The sequence below is a fragment of the Bacillus sp. 1A genome (genome assembly GCF_052682215.1).
Genome location: NZ_JBQYLZ010000001.1, coordinates 866,570 through 879,628, shown reverse-complemented (window position 1 = coordinate 879,628; position 13,059 = coordinate 866,570). Strand labels below are relative to the sequence as shown.

Genomic DNA, 13,059 nt, shown 5'->3' with positions numbered 1-13,059 from the left:
AATAATTGTGATAATTTAACAGAAAAATCATCTTAACATACAGCAAATACAAAAAAGACCGGATATAATATTGATATTATCCCCTTTAGGTAGACAGTGTGAAAAAGACCATGTATACACATGGATGTTACACTATTACTTGGAGGGGATTTTTCATGGCCAAAAAAGGTACAACATTTAATACATACTCAAATGAGATAAAGTTATCAGCTGTTCAAAGTTATTTAAACGGTGAAGGAAGCTACGATATGATAGCGGAGAAATATCAGATTAGAAGCTCTACACAACTTAAAAATTGGGTAAAAAAATATAAAGAATGTGGTGAAATTACAGATACTCGTGGGGAAAATAATAAAATGAAAGGCATACCGAACCCTTTAAAAGGCAAACGGATTCATTTTAAAACTGTTGAAGAAGAGCGTGATTACTATAAGGCTCAGGTTGAATATTTAAAAAAGCAGTATCCAAATCTGTAAATGGGGGCGTACTAAAATATAAAGAACGATATCATATCATTGAATTACTAAAGAGAAAATATCCCGTTATATGGCTTACTAATTTTGCGGGTGTACATCGTTCAAGTTACTATAAGTGGGTTCATACAAAAAGTATGAACAACATACGACTAGAATCCGATAAACGATTAAAAAAGGTAATTCAATCTATTCACCTAAAGCACAAAGAATATGGTTATCCACGTATGAAAATTGCTTTAGAAGAAGAGGGTTATTTTATAAATCATAAAAAGGTATATCGATTAATGAGTGAGCTTAACATTCAGTCTATTATTCGGAAGAAGCGTCGCTTCTTTAAAGGGAATTATTCTAATACTTTTCCAAATGTTTTAAACCGTGAATTCAAAGATCGCCAACAAAATGAAGCGCTTGTTACAGACATTACCTACCTACGATTTCAAGAGGGCTTCCGCTATCTTTCTGTTGTACAAGATATTTATAATAACGAAGTTGTTTCTTGGAAAATATCCAAGCGTAATGATAATGAACTTGTATTAGATACAATTGAAATGTTGGCACAAAAAAGAGATGTGCGTGGAACCATTCTCCATTCAGATCAGGGGTTCCAGTACACATCTCATGCCTACAATAAACGACTTTTCGATTTAGGTATCATTGGCAGCCACTCTCGCAAAGGAAACTGCCATGATAATGCCTGTATCGAGTCATTTTTCTCCCATTTTAAATCGGAGATGTTGTATTTGAATCATTTTAAAACAGAAGCGGATTTAATACAAGCAGTTGAAGAATATATTTACTTTTATAACTATAAACGTTTCCAAAAACGACTCAACCATCGAGCTCCGATAGAATATCGAATCTCGATGGCTGCTTAGTCTTTTTAATACTGTCTACTTGACAGGGATAAGACCAATATCCGGTCTTTACTTATTATTGATTAATTGGATTTTCACAATATTTCTTTGCAATTGCACTTGCCATATCAATTGCCCTTTGTAGAGTAGCGTGTTTAGAACTAAAATCATAAGGCTCAAATCCAAATTCTTCATAAATTTCAAAGGAGATGCTTGTTACAAGTCTATACTTTGAAGGGATAGCTTCATTATCAATTGTTAAATGGAAATCATAACGATCATCAAAACATAATAGTTCAACTTTGAATGTATTATGTGTGCTTGCTTGGCGAAATTGATAATACTCAACTGGATATAAATAATCACCTTCATTTTTGTAGTTAAAGTCTTTAAAAAAAATCTTAATCAACGCCCCTCGTGTGTTTTTTGGGATATTTCCTATTTTTATCATAAACTCTTACCTATTACAAAGTACATAATTATTAGATTTATTATTTATAATTGTTTCAAAAACGATGGTTTTTGATAAATATAAAATGAGCAAAAATTAATCTTTATAAATTGCGTAACTGCGTTATCAAAACTATTATCAAAATCAAATTAACTTTAACATCCCTTTATGATAAAATTATCTTGTAAAGGTTAGGTGATTTCATGAATTCATACATTTATGGCTACGCAAGAGTAAGTACTCAACAACAAGATTTGATTCGTCAACTAGACATGCTTCAAAATTATAACTGTACTGAAATTTTAACTGAAAAAATAACAGGTACGAAAAGTGATCGTCCAGAGCTTACTCGATTAAAAGATAAAATTAGACCTGGTGATACATTAGTTGTTGAAAGCTTTTCTAGATTAGGAAGAAGTACCAAAGATTTAATTGAACTTGTTGATTTTTTTGAGAATAAGGGAGTTAAGCTAATTAGTATTAAAGAACAGTTTGATACTAATACACCCCAAGGAAAGTTGATGTTAACAGTATTTCAAGCATTCAGCCAGTTTGAAAGAGACTTGATTGCTCAACGTACTCACGAAGGGCTTGAAAGTGCAAGAGCAAGAGGAAGAGTAGGTGGACGCCCTCGTGTTAAGGATAGTTTCATTCAGAGAGCATTGAAGTTATATGATTCTAAAGAATATAGCATCCAAGAAATTGTAAACATGACAGGTATTAGTCAAGCTACACTCTACCGATATATACGAAAAAATAAGAAAACCGAAAAAGGCGAACAAACTAAAGAACAAACAGCCACTATTCGTATGTTGTTACGTGTGGAAAATAATAATAAATTTGTACGAGGAAAGGGGAAAGTTCTAAAAAATATCGAATCCTTTCTCATATCACAATACAATATGGAACAACATTCGGGAGAGTACAAATTCTATGTTCCTTACACCACAATTCCAGATTTAGAAAAAAAGGTAGATAACATAATTCGTGAAATTGATTTTGAAGCGGATTTACAAAACTGTTTTACGGAGTTAGATGTGTACTGTGATGAATTGGAGCTACAATGGTAAAAGTAGCATTTGCTTATATAAAGAATTACATTATAAAATAATAAGAAGAACAGAAATACAGGGAGAGGAAACCCATGTCCACAAAATTAGTAAATTTACGGATTGATTTCGCTTTTAAACAGTTATTCGGAACGAAGGGAAACGAAGAGATTTTAACTGGATTTCTAAACGCTATCCTAGAAGAATCTTTAGATGCACCTATTGTATCTCTACAACTAGAAGATCCACATCTTCATAAATCTTATGAAGATGATAAGTTATCCATATTAGATTTATTAGCAACACTAGATAACGGAACACAAGTTAATATCGAGATTCAATTACGGAACACACATGATATGGTCAAACGCTCTTTATATTACTGGAGTAAACTCTATACATCCCAAATGCAAGAAGGGATGCCGTATCGTTCACTTCGGAAAACAATTACCATTAACTTATTAGATTTTATATTATTTTCCCAGGATGATTCATTTCACACCATAGGACAATTATGGAATCCCCAAAAGCAACAGATACTAAGTGATGATATTGAAATTCATTTTGTAGAAATTCCAAAATTGGTCAAACAATGGCGTGAAGAAAAAGTAAATCCATGGGAAAATGCATTTGTTCGCTGGATGTTATTACTGCCAGCACATGAAGATGAACATTTAACTCAAACATTGGAGGAGATCGCGATGAATCAAGATCCAATTTTACAAAAGGCAATGAATAAATGGGAAAATATGAGCCATGACTCCTCATTCCGAACAGCTTATGAAGCTCGTGAGAAGTTACTTCTAGATGAACAAGCTAAGTTGGCACACGCTCGTGAAGAAGGATTAGAGGAAGGTTTAGAAAAAGGGATTCAAACAGGAATCCAAAAAGGAAGAGAAGAAGGAATTGAACAAGGAAAAATTCAATTAATCCGTGGTATGCATAAGAATGGTATGCCATTAGAAGACATTGCAAAATTCACAGGTCTAAGTACAGAAGAAATACGAAAATTACTCTTATAATACGTATTATTACAAAAACTTTGCGAAAAATATCGTAAAGTTTTTTATTTAGTACTTTAAACATCAACTCCTTAAAATGTTTTTTCCTTTTTTAGACAGTTTACTTTTAATTTATATTAGTGTGATTTTAAAAGTAAGTTGTACCGTTTGTAAAAATTTTGATTAAAAATCCTATATAAGGCCTCACCATACATGCCCATCAACTTAAGAAATGTATACACCCCAAAAACAAAAAAATGAGCTAATTTCTCAAGATAGCTAACTGTAGAGAAAAAGAATTTTCATTTAGGGGGTACTTCAAAACCTTAGCTTGATGGCAATGGGACGTTACCCCATTAAGGAGTTTTTTATCTTGAAAGCAACGGATATATTATCATACATGTCAATCAATATGCTAAATTGCATATCTAAAAAAGTATAATTTGTTAACATTTTCAAAATAAGGGTTATTCTTATAAAATTCTGTTAATATCAAACTTGTACTTATATAAAAGAAGGGGATGTTTATATGTTTAAAAAAGTTACATTAGGGATATCATCATTAGCAATGGCAGCAGTAGTTGGTTTAGGAATGGCATCGGAGGCATCTGCAGGACCAGCGGCACCTCTAACTTCTTTAAGTGTAGTAAAAGTAGAGTCACAATTGGGTGGAGTTGAATACATTAACCCTAATAGTTTTAGTACAACTAAAGATCATGGGGGAAGTTACTTATATGTTTACACAAAAGAAATAGGGTATGGCCAATTTCCTTTTGCGAAAATGAATGGATTTGATGTGAAAAGTATTGGTTCACAAATAATTGGTGGTAATCCTATTGTAGGTTGGGAATATAAATGGGATGCATCAAATCATCAAGAAGGGACTTTTGAATATCAAAAGACTTCAATAAACTATCCAAGAGATACGTGGCGTACTTCACTATATATTAAATAGTCAGTTTTATATATTCGTAGCATAAAAATCCCTGCACCTTGTGTGGGGATTTTTTCATAAAGAAAAGACACCTTAAGGTGTCTTCCTCCGACTTGAACCACTTTACTTTTAATAATATGTATTGGACTTTTATCCAAATATAATTTTATCATATTTTGCGAAAAATAAAAGCGGATTCATTAACCTGCTTAATGGTTTTATCCATAACTTCTTTATATTTATTAAACTCTTTATTTTTTATATCACCATTGATCTGTGAAAGGAAATCGCCTTTAGCGTATATACAAAAAAATAGTATTGGAGCTGAGTTTCCTAGCTCAACATAGTACTTCTTAGCTTTCTCTAAATCTTCTTTCTTACTAAATGGGGTAGTGACAGGGTAGTTGTTATAGACCGCAAAATAAGTAAGGTTGAACCAACCGTAGCATTAAAACCGCCTATTATCATAATTAATATAAAAGAAACTTATTCTAAATGGAAAAGTGGGGAAATAACAGCTATTATATTTACGGAAATGTTAGAGCTAAAGAAAAATACGTTTTATAAAATAATGAAGGAATATGAGAGAAAAAAGTAGCATCTTTCCTATGAAAAATCCAACTTTTCCCTGGCTGTAAGAATCCTGGGGTTTTTGCACCAGAACAGTATTATATATATCGAGAAAAAATAAAAGACAACTCTAATTAAGAGCTGTCTTTTTGTGTAATAAATTTTACAAAAATCTGAAGATATACAAACGACTATAATACGTTATGGTTATTATTATAACAAAAACGAATAGTATTTTGAATAAAAAAATATTTGAATGAGTTTTTGAGCTTTTTGTTAACAATGTTCAAAAATAAACTTTTTGTAAAGGTTTTCTTTGAATATAATTATTTATTTTAAAAATATAATCATGGTTATTGTATTTCAATGGTTTCCTTATAAACCTTAGCTATATATTTAACAAAATCAATGACGGGATAGTGTATGAGTGAACGGTGCTGCGCAAAGAGAATCCCTTCTTTTTCCATTTTAGAAATGAGTTGTTCCATTTTTAACTCTTTTTGTTGTATCCTATTATAATTTTGGTATACAATGTTTTTCCATTGATAGGAGGAACCCTGAAAATAACTCTCTCCTTTTACCCTGTGACTAAATATTATTTCTATTTTTTCTCTACGTTGTTTTTCCTTCATATGAGCTTCCGTTGACTGCATGTTTATCGCCTCTTCCCTTTGAGCTGTATACTGTTTCCAAAAATAAGGTCTAACTCATCATAGCTAATGTACAGTAATCTTGTTGGGGATTGTCGTTTACGGCTATCTCATCAACTGTATAGATTTTTCAAGCACTTAATCTAACATCTTGGATCTTACATCTAAATAAGTTGTTAGTCTGTATAACATACCATTAATCTTTTAAGTTTTTGCTACCAATAACAAAATTAGAAAGTAGTGAAAACGCAGGAAAGATTAATTGTTTATCAATCTTTATTATAAAACGATTCTTTATGAGCATGCACCTTTTTACAATCACCAAGATTTACAACATGACGAGTATCTTCATCCATGAATGTTATTCTCTATTTACTGATGATCGTTTTTTTATCTAGGCTAAGCAATATACCGTATGCCTCAGAACCCCTTTTATAAAAAAGGACAATATATGTAACGGTTCCTCTTTTGATTTGAAAAAATCATATAAAAATATAGGGATCTTAAAGAGTTTTGTTACAAATTTGTTATGTTTGACTTAAAAAAAGGAAAGTAATATTTATTTGTAGAAAATTTTTAAGGATAAAAATGAATGTAAAAATAGAATGACTATCTATGATAAGAAAAGGGGGCACTTATATATGCTAACAAATGATTTAGATTTCCGATTAGAACCACGTTTAAAAGAACTGTATGAACAACATAAAATAAGAGCGCAAAAGATAGACTGGGGTTATCATGAGTTTTTACCTTGGGATAAGGGAATGGACTTTAAAAGAGTTCCTTGGGATGAAAGCCAAGTTACTCTTCCTTCTGGTGTAATTACAGCTATTGAAACAGCTTTATTAACAGAAGTGAATTTACCATGGTTTACAACGTATTTATCTGCGACTTTTAAAGGGTCCCTTTCTGTTATTACAGACTTTATTCATACTTGGACTTCAGAAGAGGATCAACATTCTAATTTATTGGAGACATATTTACTACTCACTCGAAGTGTGAATCCCAAACGATTACATGAATTAAGAAAGTCAGTCGTTGAGGGTGGATTTGAACCTGATTTTCACACACCAATCGAAGCAATGACATATACGACCCTACAAGAACTTGCAACGATGGTGTTTTACAATCATGTAGCTAAGGTTGCAAGTAAGCACGATCCAGATCTTGCTACATTATTACGCCGTCTTGCAAAAGATGAAACTCTTCATTATGCGTTTTATCGGGACGTCATTCGAACACATTTGGAGTTGGAACCTAATTATTGCTATCATATTGCCAATGTGATTAGGAATTTTAAAATGCCAGGTGCTGTCATGCCTGATTTTGAAAATAGAATGGCTGTAATTGCAAAAGAAGCGAACTATGGACCACTACAATATTTTGATCAAGTACTTGATGTAGTGGTTGATTATTGGGGGTTAAAAGATTTACGACCAATTGCACCTTTAGCTGAAAAAGCAAGAATTGAGATTTTGGAATACCACACAAGATTGAAAAAAATACGGGATCGATTTGGTCGTTTTCAAGGGAAAACTGATCTACGTTAATGAGTAGAGATTTCAGAATATAAGCGGGGAAATTCCCCTTCCCTTTATGGGAAATCTGACACACTCCCTATTGTTTTGGGGGTGTTTTCTACTTAATTTAATTTTTGTTAAAAAAGTGATTGACGATAAAAATGATTTTGTGATATTATAAAATATTTGATAAAAAATCAAATATATGTTAAGGTTAAGAAGGTTACCATATATGGAGGTGGATTATATGTTTCAAATTGGCGATAACATTGTTTATCCAATGCACGGAGCAGGTATAATTGAAGCCATAGAAGAAAAAGAATTCTCAGGGAAAAAACAACAGTATTATGTGATAAAAATGTCAATCCGTAATATGCAAGTCATGATTCCTACGGGAACAATATTGAGTTCGAGTATACGACCAGTTACTGATATACTTGCATTAAAACACATTATACACATTTTCCAGCATGGAGAATCAGATGAATTACTGCCGTGGAAACAAAGGCATAAAGTGAACACGGACAAAATAAAAACGGGTGAAATACAAGAAGGTGCTGAAGTTGTACGTGATTTAATGCGTATGAAGAAAGAAAAAGCACTGAATACAAGCGACAAAAAAATGTTGGATAACGCACATGAATTTTTGATTAGTGAACTAGGATTAATTAAAGGGATCACTGAAAATCAAATAAAAAGTTTCTGTTAAGGTTCATTATAGATCATGTATTACATCTCCCGGAAATATCCTGAATTTTTCGGGAATATGATGATTATTAAAAGTAAATCATTTCAAAGACATTCAACTTCTTCAACTCACTTTTAGAGTAGAAACCTCTTTTGTTATTACTTCAATCTAATCCATTTTTATTTTTAAATTTCTTTTACGAACGTTCAAAGTTTCATTAAATAACTCGATCAAATGGTCACTTGATTTTTGCAATCCTGATTCACACTGGCACGGACAAGGAGCCGTAAGGATGAAAGAGAGGTAGGGCTTTCATTGTTTTAGGTATATATATCTAAGTCATTATTTCTAGAAGAAAAAACAATCAATCTCATCTCTATCTTTAAGAATTTTTACATTTACTGAGACAGTGAATAGTAATTGTTTATCTTCTTTTCATAAGAGAGATACGCGAGTTGGTAACATCTAAATATATGGTCAACGATACAAATTGATGGGATTTCTAGAACTAGAACCCATTTTTACAATTTATTTAACATAATAAGATTAAATGAAACAATAAGAAGGAGTGAAGATATGAAACGCATGCCAACGCAAGAATTAAGTAACGAGTTAAAGAAGCGGAAAGGGATTACTTCTATTAAGATTGAGCCTTATGAAAAAATTGAAGTTGGTGGAATTGTTGTAGATGGATCGGCTGTTATTTTAATTAATCAAGAATACCTAAAAATTGTTGAATGAAGAAAAGGATGATCCTTTACGAAAAGGGATGATCCTTTTTGTTTGCTACAGCTAATATGGGATATACATAACTTTTATCTGATGTGTTGGGGTTAAAAGGAAGGAGAGGGTCGGGATTATCATGGTGGAAAGCTTAATATTGGTAGGATTTCTTTTTACGTTATATAAACTAGTTGATAAAAAACAAACTAATTATTTAAAACGATAGATTGTTTCCTTTTTAAGGGCTAGATTTATTTGAGAGTGAAATGGATAATTTAAAGGAGGAATTTAGATGGATGCAAGGAAAGAACGCATAAAATACGAGAAGATGTCAAGGAATTATGATCGTATTTATTCAGTTTCGTTTATCCTATTAATTGTACTTGTTTGTAGTAGTGTGATTATCATAGGAGCTACAGGAGGAAAATATGGAGTGTTTTTATTGTTAGCAATTTTACTTAACGCACGTATTACGAAAGAATCTCAAAAAAAGTATGAGCACTATTCTAATAAAGGGCGTATTTAAAATCATACATATCCTAAAAGGAACAACCTAGATGTACATTCAAAATATCCCTATATCATCACCTATTAACTAGTAAAAGTAACTTTATATAAATAATTTTTAGCAATTTAGAAATAGAAGCCGTACCTTATTAAAATGTTATTTCCGTTCCTATAATGAATTATCCTTCTAGCATATTTATAAGATTTATATCATATATTAGGAGAAAGAATGCAAGTTAGAAAGGAGTCTTATAGAATGAGTTATTCGGAAGGAAATGACTTGAGTGAACAACAATAGAATGAGTTATTCGGAAGGAAATGACTTGAGTGAACAACATATGGTAAGTGCACCCAATTCCAACGTATATCAGACATTACAATCAGTAATTGGTAAACATGTGGTTATTGAAACTGTAAGAGGTAATGTAAGAGGAAAGTTAAAAGATGTGAAACCAGATCATTTGCTCATTGAAGATACGGTGCCATATATTGTACGCATTCAACAAATTGTATGGATTATGCCAAAACAATAATCAAATTACATCTAATTTAATTTATAACAGATTGGCGTCATAGACGCCCCAATAAAAACACAGGGTTTTATCTCTGTGTTTCTTCAAGTTTTCGTTTTTGAATATATGCTTGAGCATGAATAATTTCTTTCTGAAGTTCTTTTAATTCTTCCGTAGACCCTGATTCAATCCTCATGTACGTAGTAACTAGACTAATCATCATATCCATTTTCTCTACTATATTTTGAATGACCTGTTCAGATTGCTCTTTTTTAGGGTGTTGTATTGCTATTAATACATTTTCTATATAATTGTTCTTTCTTTGCTGGATATCATAAATAAACTGTTTTGTGTTTGAGTTCATTTTTTGTTCCTCCATTTCGGATATAGTTCCATTCTATCATATCTGGATGGAAAATATTAGATTACCCCATGTTTACACCTCTCTCGTACATCTCCTCAAATATACAAACTAATTCCTTAACGTACAGAGAACTAATCGAAATGTGTCAATTTCATGTCTAATTCTTTTCGGGGTAGGTGACCCCCTATAGGTATATCAAATAGCTATAATTTGTAAACAAAGTATATGCTCTATACCCCTAGCATATAAAAGAGAGGAGGTAACACTTTATGGAAAACAGATTAGCAATAAGAAAGCCTAAACTATCTAAACAATGGCATGAAACTAAAAATGGGAAATTAACTCCTTTTGATGTTACATATAGTTCCGATAAAAAGAATTGTGAGAAAGGGCATGAATGAGAAACATCTCCAACCGACATAAAGAAAGTGGCTGTCCTTATTGCTCAAGGAAAAATAAGTTAAGAAATTAATATAGTTTTAAAATAAATTTTTAAAATATGGTTTAGACACGAATTTATCCTTTTTCTGTACGCTGTATCACAATATATGTACCTGAAACAGATAATTACAGAACTCAGTAATAAATCAACTAATTAACCAATTCCAAGCATATAAGCATTTCTTAAAAAGAAAATTTTTATTACGCACATAATCTATTTAGGTTATGTGCTTTTTTGTCGAAATTAACAGAAATAATTTTCAGAAATATTATTGATTAATCACGAAAACTTGATAGTATAGAAATACAGAACATCACGTTTTCGTGATTGAAGAGGGGGAATATAATGACCGATAAGAAGAATTCTGTAGAAAAAGTTTTTTAAACTCCCCACTTTTCAATGTTTTTACAGCAAGTGAAGCCGAACAGAAGTGGGGATTGGAAAAAGGTACCGTGAGATCGTCTTGTGTACGCGGTAAATTAAAAAATTACGTAGAATTAGGGTTAGTCAAGAAGTCAGGAAATACATGGCTTCTGACTAAAGGGGTTATGATTGAAGTATACGGATTTCAAAAGAATTAGGAATCTATAAACCACAAAAAATACTCATTAAAAATAGACATAAAAAAGCCCCCACCACCGCCAAGTAAGTAAGGGCTTTTCCAGATACATTATAAAAGAAAGGCTGATTCTAGATTACAATTAGCTACCTAAAAACTCATCACAGCAAGAATATTTTATCATATTTAACTAAAAAAGAAAATTATTATAAAAACCAATTTAAATAAGCGATATAATGTCACTTGTAAATGGTTTATAGATAATTGTATTACCTCGCAAATTTGCTTCTTTGGTACATTTGGAATATCTATTTTTATGGTTGTAGCTACATATATGATCTCTGGAATAAATTTTGGGTTTTAATTCTAATATCTTTCAACCTATATAATTAAGGAGGAAATATTTGATGAATAAAAAATCTGTAAATGTAAAAATTGGTGATTCTGTACAATTCCGTTATCGTCATGATTCTTCAGTAACACTAATTGGTTCCGTAGTTAATGTATTAACTAATACCATTGTTGTGGATGTCTCAGATTCTTCAAATAAGATCCCTGGACTAGAAAATCGGCAACTAGTAAAGTTGGGTCAGTTTAAAAAAATTTGTAAACAAGATTTGTTCTTAGCGCAATAATTTTCCCTTATAACTAATTCCTTTCAAAAATACAATTTATCTACATCTAACATATGTCAATACGATTGTAGAAGATTTAAAATGCATATTTTAAAGTTGGATTTCTTTACCCATCCCTTCGAGAGGATGGGCAAAAACCCCTTCTTCGACAATGTTTAAGATGAGAGAACTCCTGTTACGTAAGAAACAGAAAGAGCTAAGTGAATATAAAACGATGTACATAATTAAAGAATATTTTTCGATTTTTCACTAAGCATTACACAAAAACACCCAAGAGCTATCAAAGTTTCTCCTTCGTCTGCTTAACCTCCTACAGCGCAACGAACGAAAATCTCTCATCGATACGAGAAAAAGACAGTCTTTGATATTTTAGGTGTTGTGTATGAGTATATCACTTCTACTCATCAGGTAGCATAGTCAAAAAATTCAAACCCGTCAGGGTTTATTTGATATGCCTACTTTTATAACATCTATAAACAATAATAAAATACTACGTGAAAAGACCGTGTTTTGTATAAAAATATACCTTAAGTTGATGGAGGTGGGGTTCTACCTCTAATGGAGCGGATAGATAAACGGATTATGAAGGAGGAACAAAAATGACAAACAAAGTTGAAGTGGCGCAGGCTTTATTAGAAAGAATCAATGAATTAACTAAGGGTTGTAACGACATAGAAACAGCGTTGGTAAAAGTATATCACTCTAGATAAATAAAAATGAGCCTTGAGTGTGAAGCTCAAGACTCATTTTTTAAGGGTAAGGTCGAATTGGCGACCTTACAAACTGATAATACCACAAATTTACATATAAGACAAATTATAAATTATTCGAACATTTGGTAAATAAAAAACTAAAGTGGCAGGTGCCCCTACTAATGCAACTGTTCCTGGATATTCCGATGCGTGAAAGCATCAGAAAGGGTGAGCACAATGCATCCACTAGCTAAAACTAGCATCAAAAAAAGCCCGTACAGAAGCACAGGCCGGTTGTAACACAACGGTAATTACATTTTAACAGGATAGTTAGAAATTATCAAAACCAAATAAAAACCCGCATTACCCCTAAGACGGTTTGGTTATTAAAAATGAAAAAACGCCCAGTTGGGAGACAGGGCGTTTCTCGAA

The 13,059-nt window shown here is 31.9% G+C and carries 15 protein-coding genes and 4 pseudogenes; 15 read left to right on the top strand and 4 right to left on the bottom strand.

Going from position 1 to position 13,059, the window contains the following annotated elements:
• Nucleotides 1–155 precede the first annotated feature (155 nt).
• Together ACUN0F_RS04425 and ACUN0F_RS04420 are read left to right on the top strand one after the other, a co-directional pair.
• Complete coding sequence (locus tag ACUN0F_RS04425; protein ID WP_001074671.1) at nucleotides 156–476, top strand: helix-turn-helix domain-containing protein; 321 nt, start codon at nucleotides 156–158, stop codon at nucleotides 474–476.
• Nucleotides 446–1,351 carry an IS3 family transposase gene (locus tag ACUN0F_RS04420; protein WP_142287478.1) on the top strand — a complete coding sequence of 302 codons (906 nt, stop codon included), beginning with the start codon at nucleotides 446–448 and terminating at the stop codon, nucleotides 1,349–1,351. Before ACUN0F_RS04425 ends, ACUN0F_RS04420 begins: the two co-directional genes overlap by 31 nt.
• Nucleotides 1,352–1,406: 55 nt before the next feature.
• Here the strand turns inward: ACUN0F_RS04420 and ACUN0F_RS04415 are convergent, their stop codons facing one another.
• Nucleotides 1,407–1,781, bottom strand: a complete 375-nt coding sequence (locus ACUN0F_RS04415) for a hypothetical protein (protein WP_048567256.1) — start codon at nucleotides 1,779–1,781, stop codon at nucleotides 1,407–1,409.
• Between the two features lie 203 nt (nucleotides 1,782–1,984).
• On the opposite strand from ACUN0F_RS04415, the gene ACUN0F_RS04410 reads away from it, so the two are divergent.
• The 3 genes from ACUN0F_RS04410 (at nucleotide 1,985) to ACUN0F_RS04400 (ending at nucleotide 4,786) form a co-directional block, all read left to right on the top strand.
• On the top strand, nucleotides 1,985–2,851 hold the full coding sequence (locus tag ACUN0F_RS04410) for a recombinase family protein (RefSeq protein WP_075313428.1): 867 nt from the start codon (nucleotides 1,985–1,987) through the stop codon (nucleotides 2,849–2,851).
• A gap of 74 nt (nucleotides 2,852–2,925) precedes the next feature.
• Nucleotides 2,926–3,852, top strand: coding sequence for an Rpn family recombination-promoting nuclease/putative transposase (locus tag ACUN0F_RS04405; protein WP_075313426.1), 927 nt, complete (start codon nucleotides 2,926–2,928; stop codon nucleotides 3,850–3,852).
• Between the two features lie 508 nt (nucleotides 3,853–4,360).
• Nucleotides 4,361–4,786 (top strand): DUF4879 domain-containing protein, encoded by a 426-nt coding sequence (locus ACUN0F_RS04400; protein ID WP_002187321.1) that lies wholly within the window; start codon nucleotides 4,361–4,363, stop codon nucleotides 4,784–4,786.
• Nucleotides 4,787–4,934: 148 nt separating this feature from the next.
• Here ACUN0F_RS04400 and ACUN0F_RS04395 read toward each other — a convergent pair.
• A pseudogene (locus ACUN0F_RS04395) lies at nucleotides 4,935–5,150 on the bottom strand (hypothetical protein); the annotation flags it as partial.
• 90 nt (nucleotides 5,151–5,240) lie between these two features.
• Between ACUN0F_RS04395 and ACUN0F_RS04390 the strand changes: the two are divergent.
• Nucleotides 5,241–5,363 (top strand): annotated as a pseudogene (locus tag ACUN0F_RS04390) (recombinase family protein); the annotation flags it as partial.
• Between the two features lie 325 nt (nucleotides 5,364–5,688).
• Here the strand turns inward: ACUN0F_RS04390 and ACUN0F_RS04385 are convergent.
• Nucleotides 5,689–5,988: a hypothetical protein gene (locus tag ACUN0F_RS04385; protein ID WP_327989232.1), complete on the bottom strand. Its 300-nt coding sequence runs from the start codon at nucleotides 5,986–5,988 to the stop codon at nucleotides 5,689–5,691.
• Nucleotides 5,989–6,626: 638 nt separating this feature from the next.
• Between ACUN0F_RS04385 and ACUN0F_RS04380 the strand changes: the two genes are divergently transcribed.
• The 5 genes from ACUN0F_RS04380 to ACUN0F_RS04360 all read left to right on the top strand — a co-directional run bounded on the left by ACUN0F_RS04380 (nucleotide 6,627) and on the right by ACUN0F_RS04360 (nucleotide 9,956).
• Nucleotides 6,627–7,535 (top strand): acyl-ACP desaturase, encoded by a 909-nt coding sequence (locus tag ACUN0F_RS04380; protein WP_075313420.1) that lies wholly within the window; start codon nucleotides 6,627–6,629, stop codon nucleotides 7,533–7,535.
• Between the two features lie 217 nt (nucleotides 7,536–7,752).
• Complete coding sequence (locus ACUN0F_RS04375; RefSeq protein ID WP_445539179.1) at nucleotides 7,753–8,214, top strand: CarD family transcriptional regulator; 462 nt, start codon at nucleotides 7,753–7,755, stop codon at nucleotides 8,212–8,214.
• Between the two features lie 555 nt (nucleotides 8,215–8,769).
• Nucleotides 8,770–8,934: a BC1881 family protein gene (locus tag ACUN0F_RS04370; RefSeq protein WP_445539178.1), complete on the top strand. Its 165-nt coding sequence runs from the start codon at nucleotides 8,770–8,772 to the stop codon at nucleotides 8,932–8,934.
• Nucleotides 8,935–9,208: 274 nt separating this feature from the next.
• Nucleotides 9,209–9,442, top strand: coding sequence for a hypothetical protein (locus ACUN0F_RS04365; protein ID WP_131935415.1), 234 nt, complete (start codon nucleotides 9,209–9,211; stop codon nucleotides 9,440–9,442).
• A gap of 280 nt (nucleotides 9,443–9,722) precedes the next feature.
• Nucleotides 9,723–9,956: a YuzF family protein gene (locus ACUN0F_RS04360; RefSeq protein WP_131935414.1), complete on the top strand. Its 234-nt coding sequence runs from the start codon at nucleotides 9,723–9,725 to the stop codon at nucleotides 9,954–9,956.
• A 67-nt stretch (nucleotides 9,957–10,023) separates the two neighbouring features.
• Here the strand turns inward: ACUN0F_RS04360 and ACUN0F_RS04355 are convergent, their stop codons facing one another.
• The gene (locus tag ACUN0F_RS04355) at nucleotides 10,024–10,299 is read right to left on the bottom strand and encodes a hypothetical protein (protein ID WP_131935413.1); all 276 of its coding nucleotides are present in this window, start codon (nucleotides 10,297–10,299) and stop codon (nucleotides 10,024–10,026) included.
• A gap of 269 nt (nucleotides 10,300–10,568) precedes the next feature.
• On the opposite strand from ACUN0F_RS04355, the gene ACUN0F_RS04350 reads away from it, so the two are divergent.
• From ACUN0F_RS04350 to ACUN0F_RS04335, 4 genes and pseudogenes are all read left to right on the top strand, one after another.
• The gene (locus tag ACUN0F_RS04350; protein WP_131935412.1) at nucleotides 10,569–10,700 is read left to right on the top strand and encodes a zinc-ribbon domain-containing protein; all 132 of its coding nucleotides are present in this window, start codon (nucleotides 10,569–10,571) and stop codon (nucleotides 10,698–10,700) included.
• A gap of 445 nt (nucleotides 10,701–11,145) precedes the next feature.
• Nucleotides 11,146–11,322, top strand: a pseudogene (locus tag ACUN0F_RS04345) (helix-turn-helix domain-containing protein); the annotation flags it as partial.
• Between the two features lie 385 nt (nucleotides 11,323–11,707).
• Complete coding sequence (locus ACUN0F_RS04340; protein WP_106080919.1) at nucleotides 11,708–11,935, top strand: methyltransferase; 228 nt, start codon at nucleotides 11,708–11,710, stop codon at nucleotides 11,933–11,935.
• 142 nt (nucleotides 11,936–12,077) lie between these two features.
• A pseudogene (locus ACUN0F_RS04335) lies at nucleotides 12,078–12,352 on the top strand (IS4 family transposase); the annotation flags it as partial.
• Nucleotides 12,353–13,059: the final 707 nt, after the last annotated feature.

What these genes read in the sequence shown, in the direction of transcription:
- ACUN0F_RS04375 (WP_445539179.1), top strand. Translation starts at nt 7,753, where the DNA reads ATGTTTCAAATTGGCGATAACATTGTTTATCCAATGCACGGAGCAGGT.
- ACUN0F_RS04415 (WP_048567256.1), bottom strand. Translation starts at nt 1,781, where the DNA reads ATGATAAAAATAGGAAATATCCCAAAAAACACACGAGGGGCGTTGATT.
- ACUN0F_RS04360 (WP_131935414.1), top strand. Translation starts at nt 9,723, where the DNA reads ATGAGTTATTCGGAAGGAAATGACTTGAGTGAACAACATATGGTAAGT.
- ACUN0F_RS04355 (WP_131935413.1), bottom strand. Translation starts at nt 10,299, where the DNA reads ATGAACTCAAACACAAAACAGTTTATTTATGATATCCAGCAAAGAAAG.
- ACUN0F_RS04425 (WP_001074671.1), top strand. Translation starts at nt 156, where the DNA reads ATGGCCAAAAAAGGTACAACATTTAATACATACTCAAATGAGATAAAG.
- ACUN0F_RS04370 (WP_445539178.1), top strand. Translation starts at nt 8,770, where the DNA reads ATGAAACGCATGCCAACGCAAGAATTAAGTAACGAGTTAAAGAAGCGG.
- ACUN0F_RS04340 (WP_106080919.1), top strand. Translation starts at nt 11,708, where the DNA reads ATGAATAAAAAATCTGTAAATGTAAAAATTGGTGATTCTGTACAATTC.
- ACUN0F_RS04405 (WP_075313426.1), top strand. Translation starts at nt 2,926, where the DNA reads ATGTCCACAAAATTAGTAAATTTACGGATTGATTTCGCTTTTAAACAG.
- ACUN0F_RS04365 (WP_131935415.1), top strand. Translation starts at nt 9,209, where the DNA reads ATGGATGCAAGGAAAGAACGCATAAAATACGAGAAGATGTCAAGGAAT.
- ACUN0F_RS04400 (WP_002187321.1), top strand. Translation starts at nt 4,361, where the DNA reads ATGTTTAAAAAAGTTACATTAGGGATATCATCATTAGCAATGGCAGCA.
- ACUN0F_RS04350 (WP_131935412.1), top strand. Translation starts at nt 10,569, where the DNA reads ATGGAAAACAGATTAGCAATAAGAAAGCCTAAACTATCTAAACAATGG.
- ACUN0F_RS04410 (WP_075313428.1), top strand. Translation starts at nt 1,985, where the DNA reads ATGAATTCATACATTTATGGCTACGCAAGAGTAAGTACTCAACAACAA.
- ACUN0F_RS04385 (WP_327989232.1), bottom strand. Translation starts at nt 5,988, where the DNA reads ATGCAGTCAACGGAAGCTCATATGAAGGAAAAACAACGTAGAGAAAAA.
- ACUN0F_RS04380 (WP_075313420.1), top strand. Translation starts at nt 6,627, where the DNA reads ATGCTAACAAATGATTTAGATTTCCGATTAGAACCACGTTTAAAAGAA.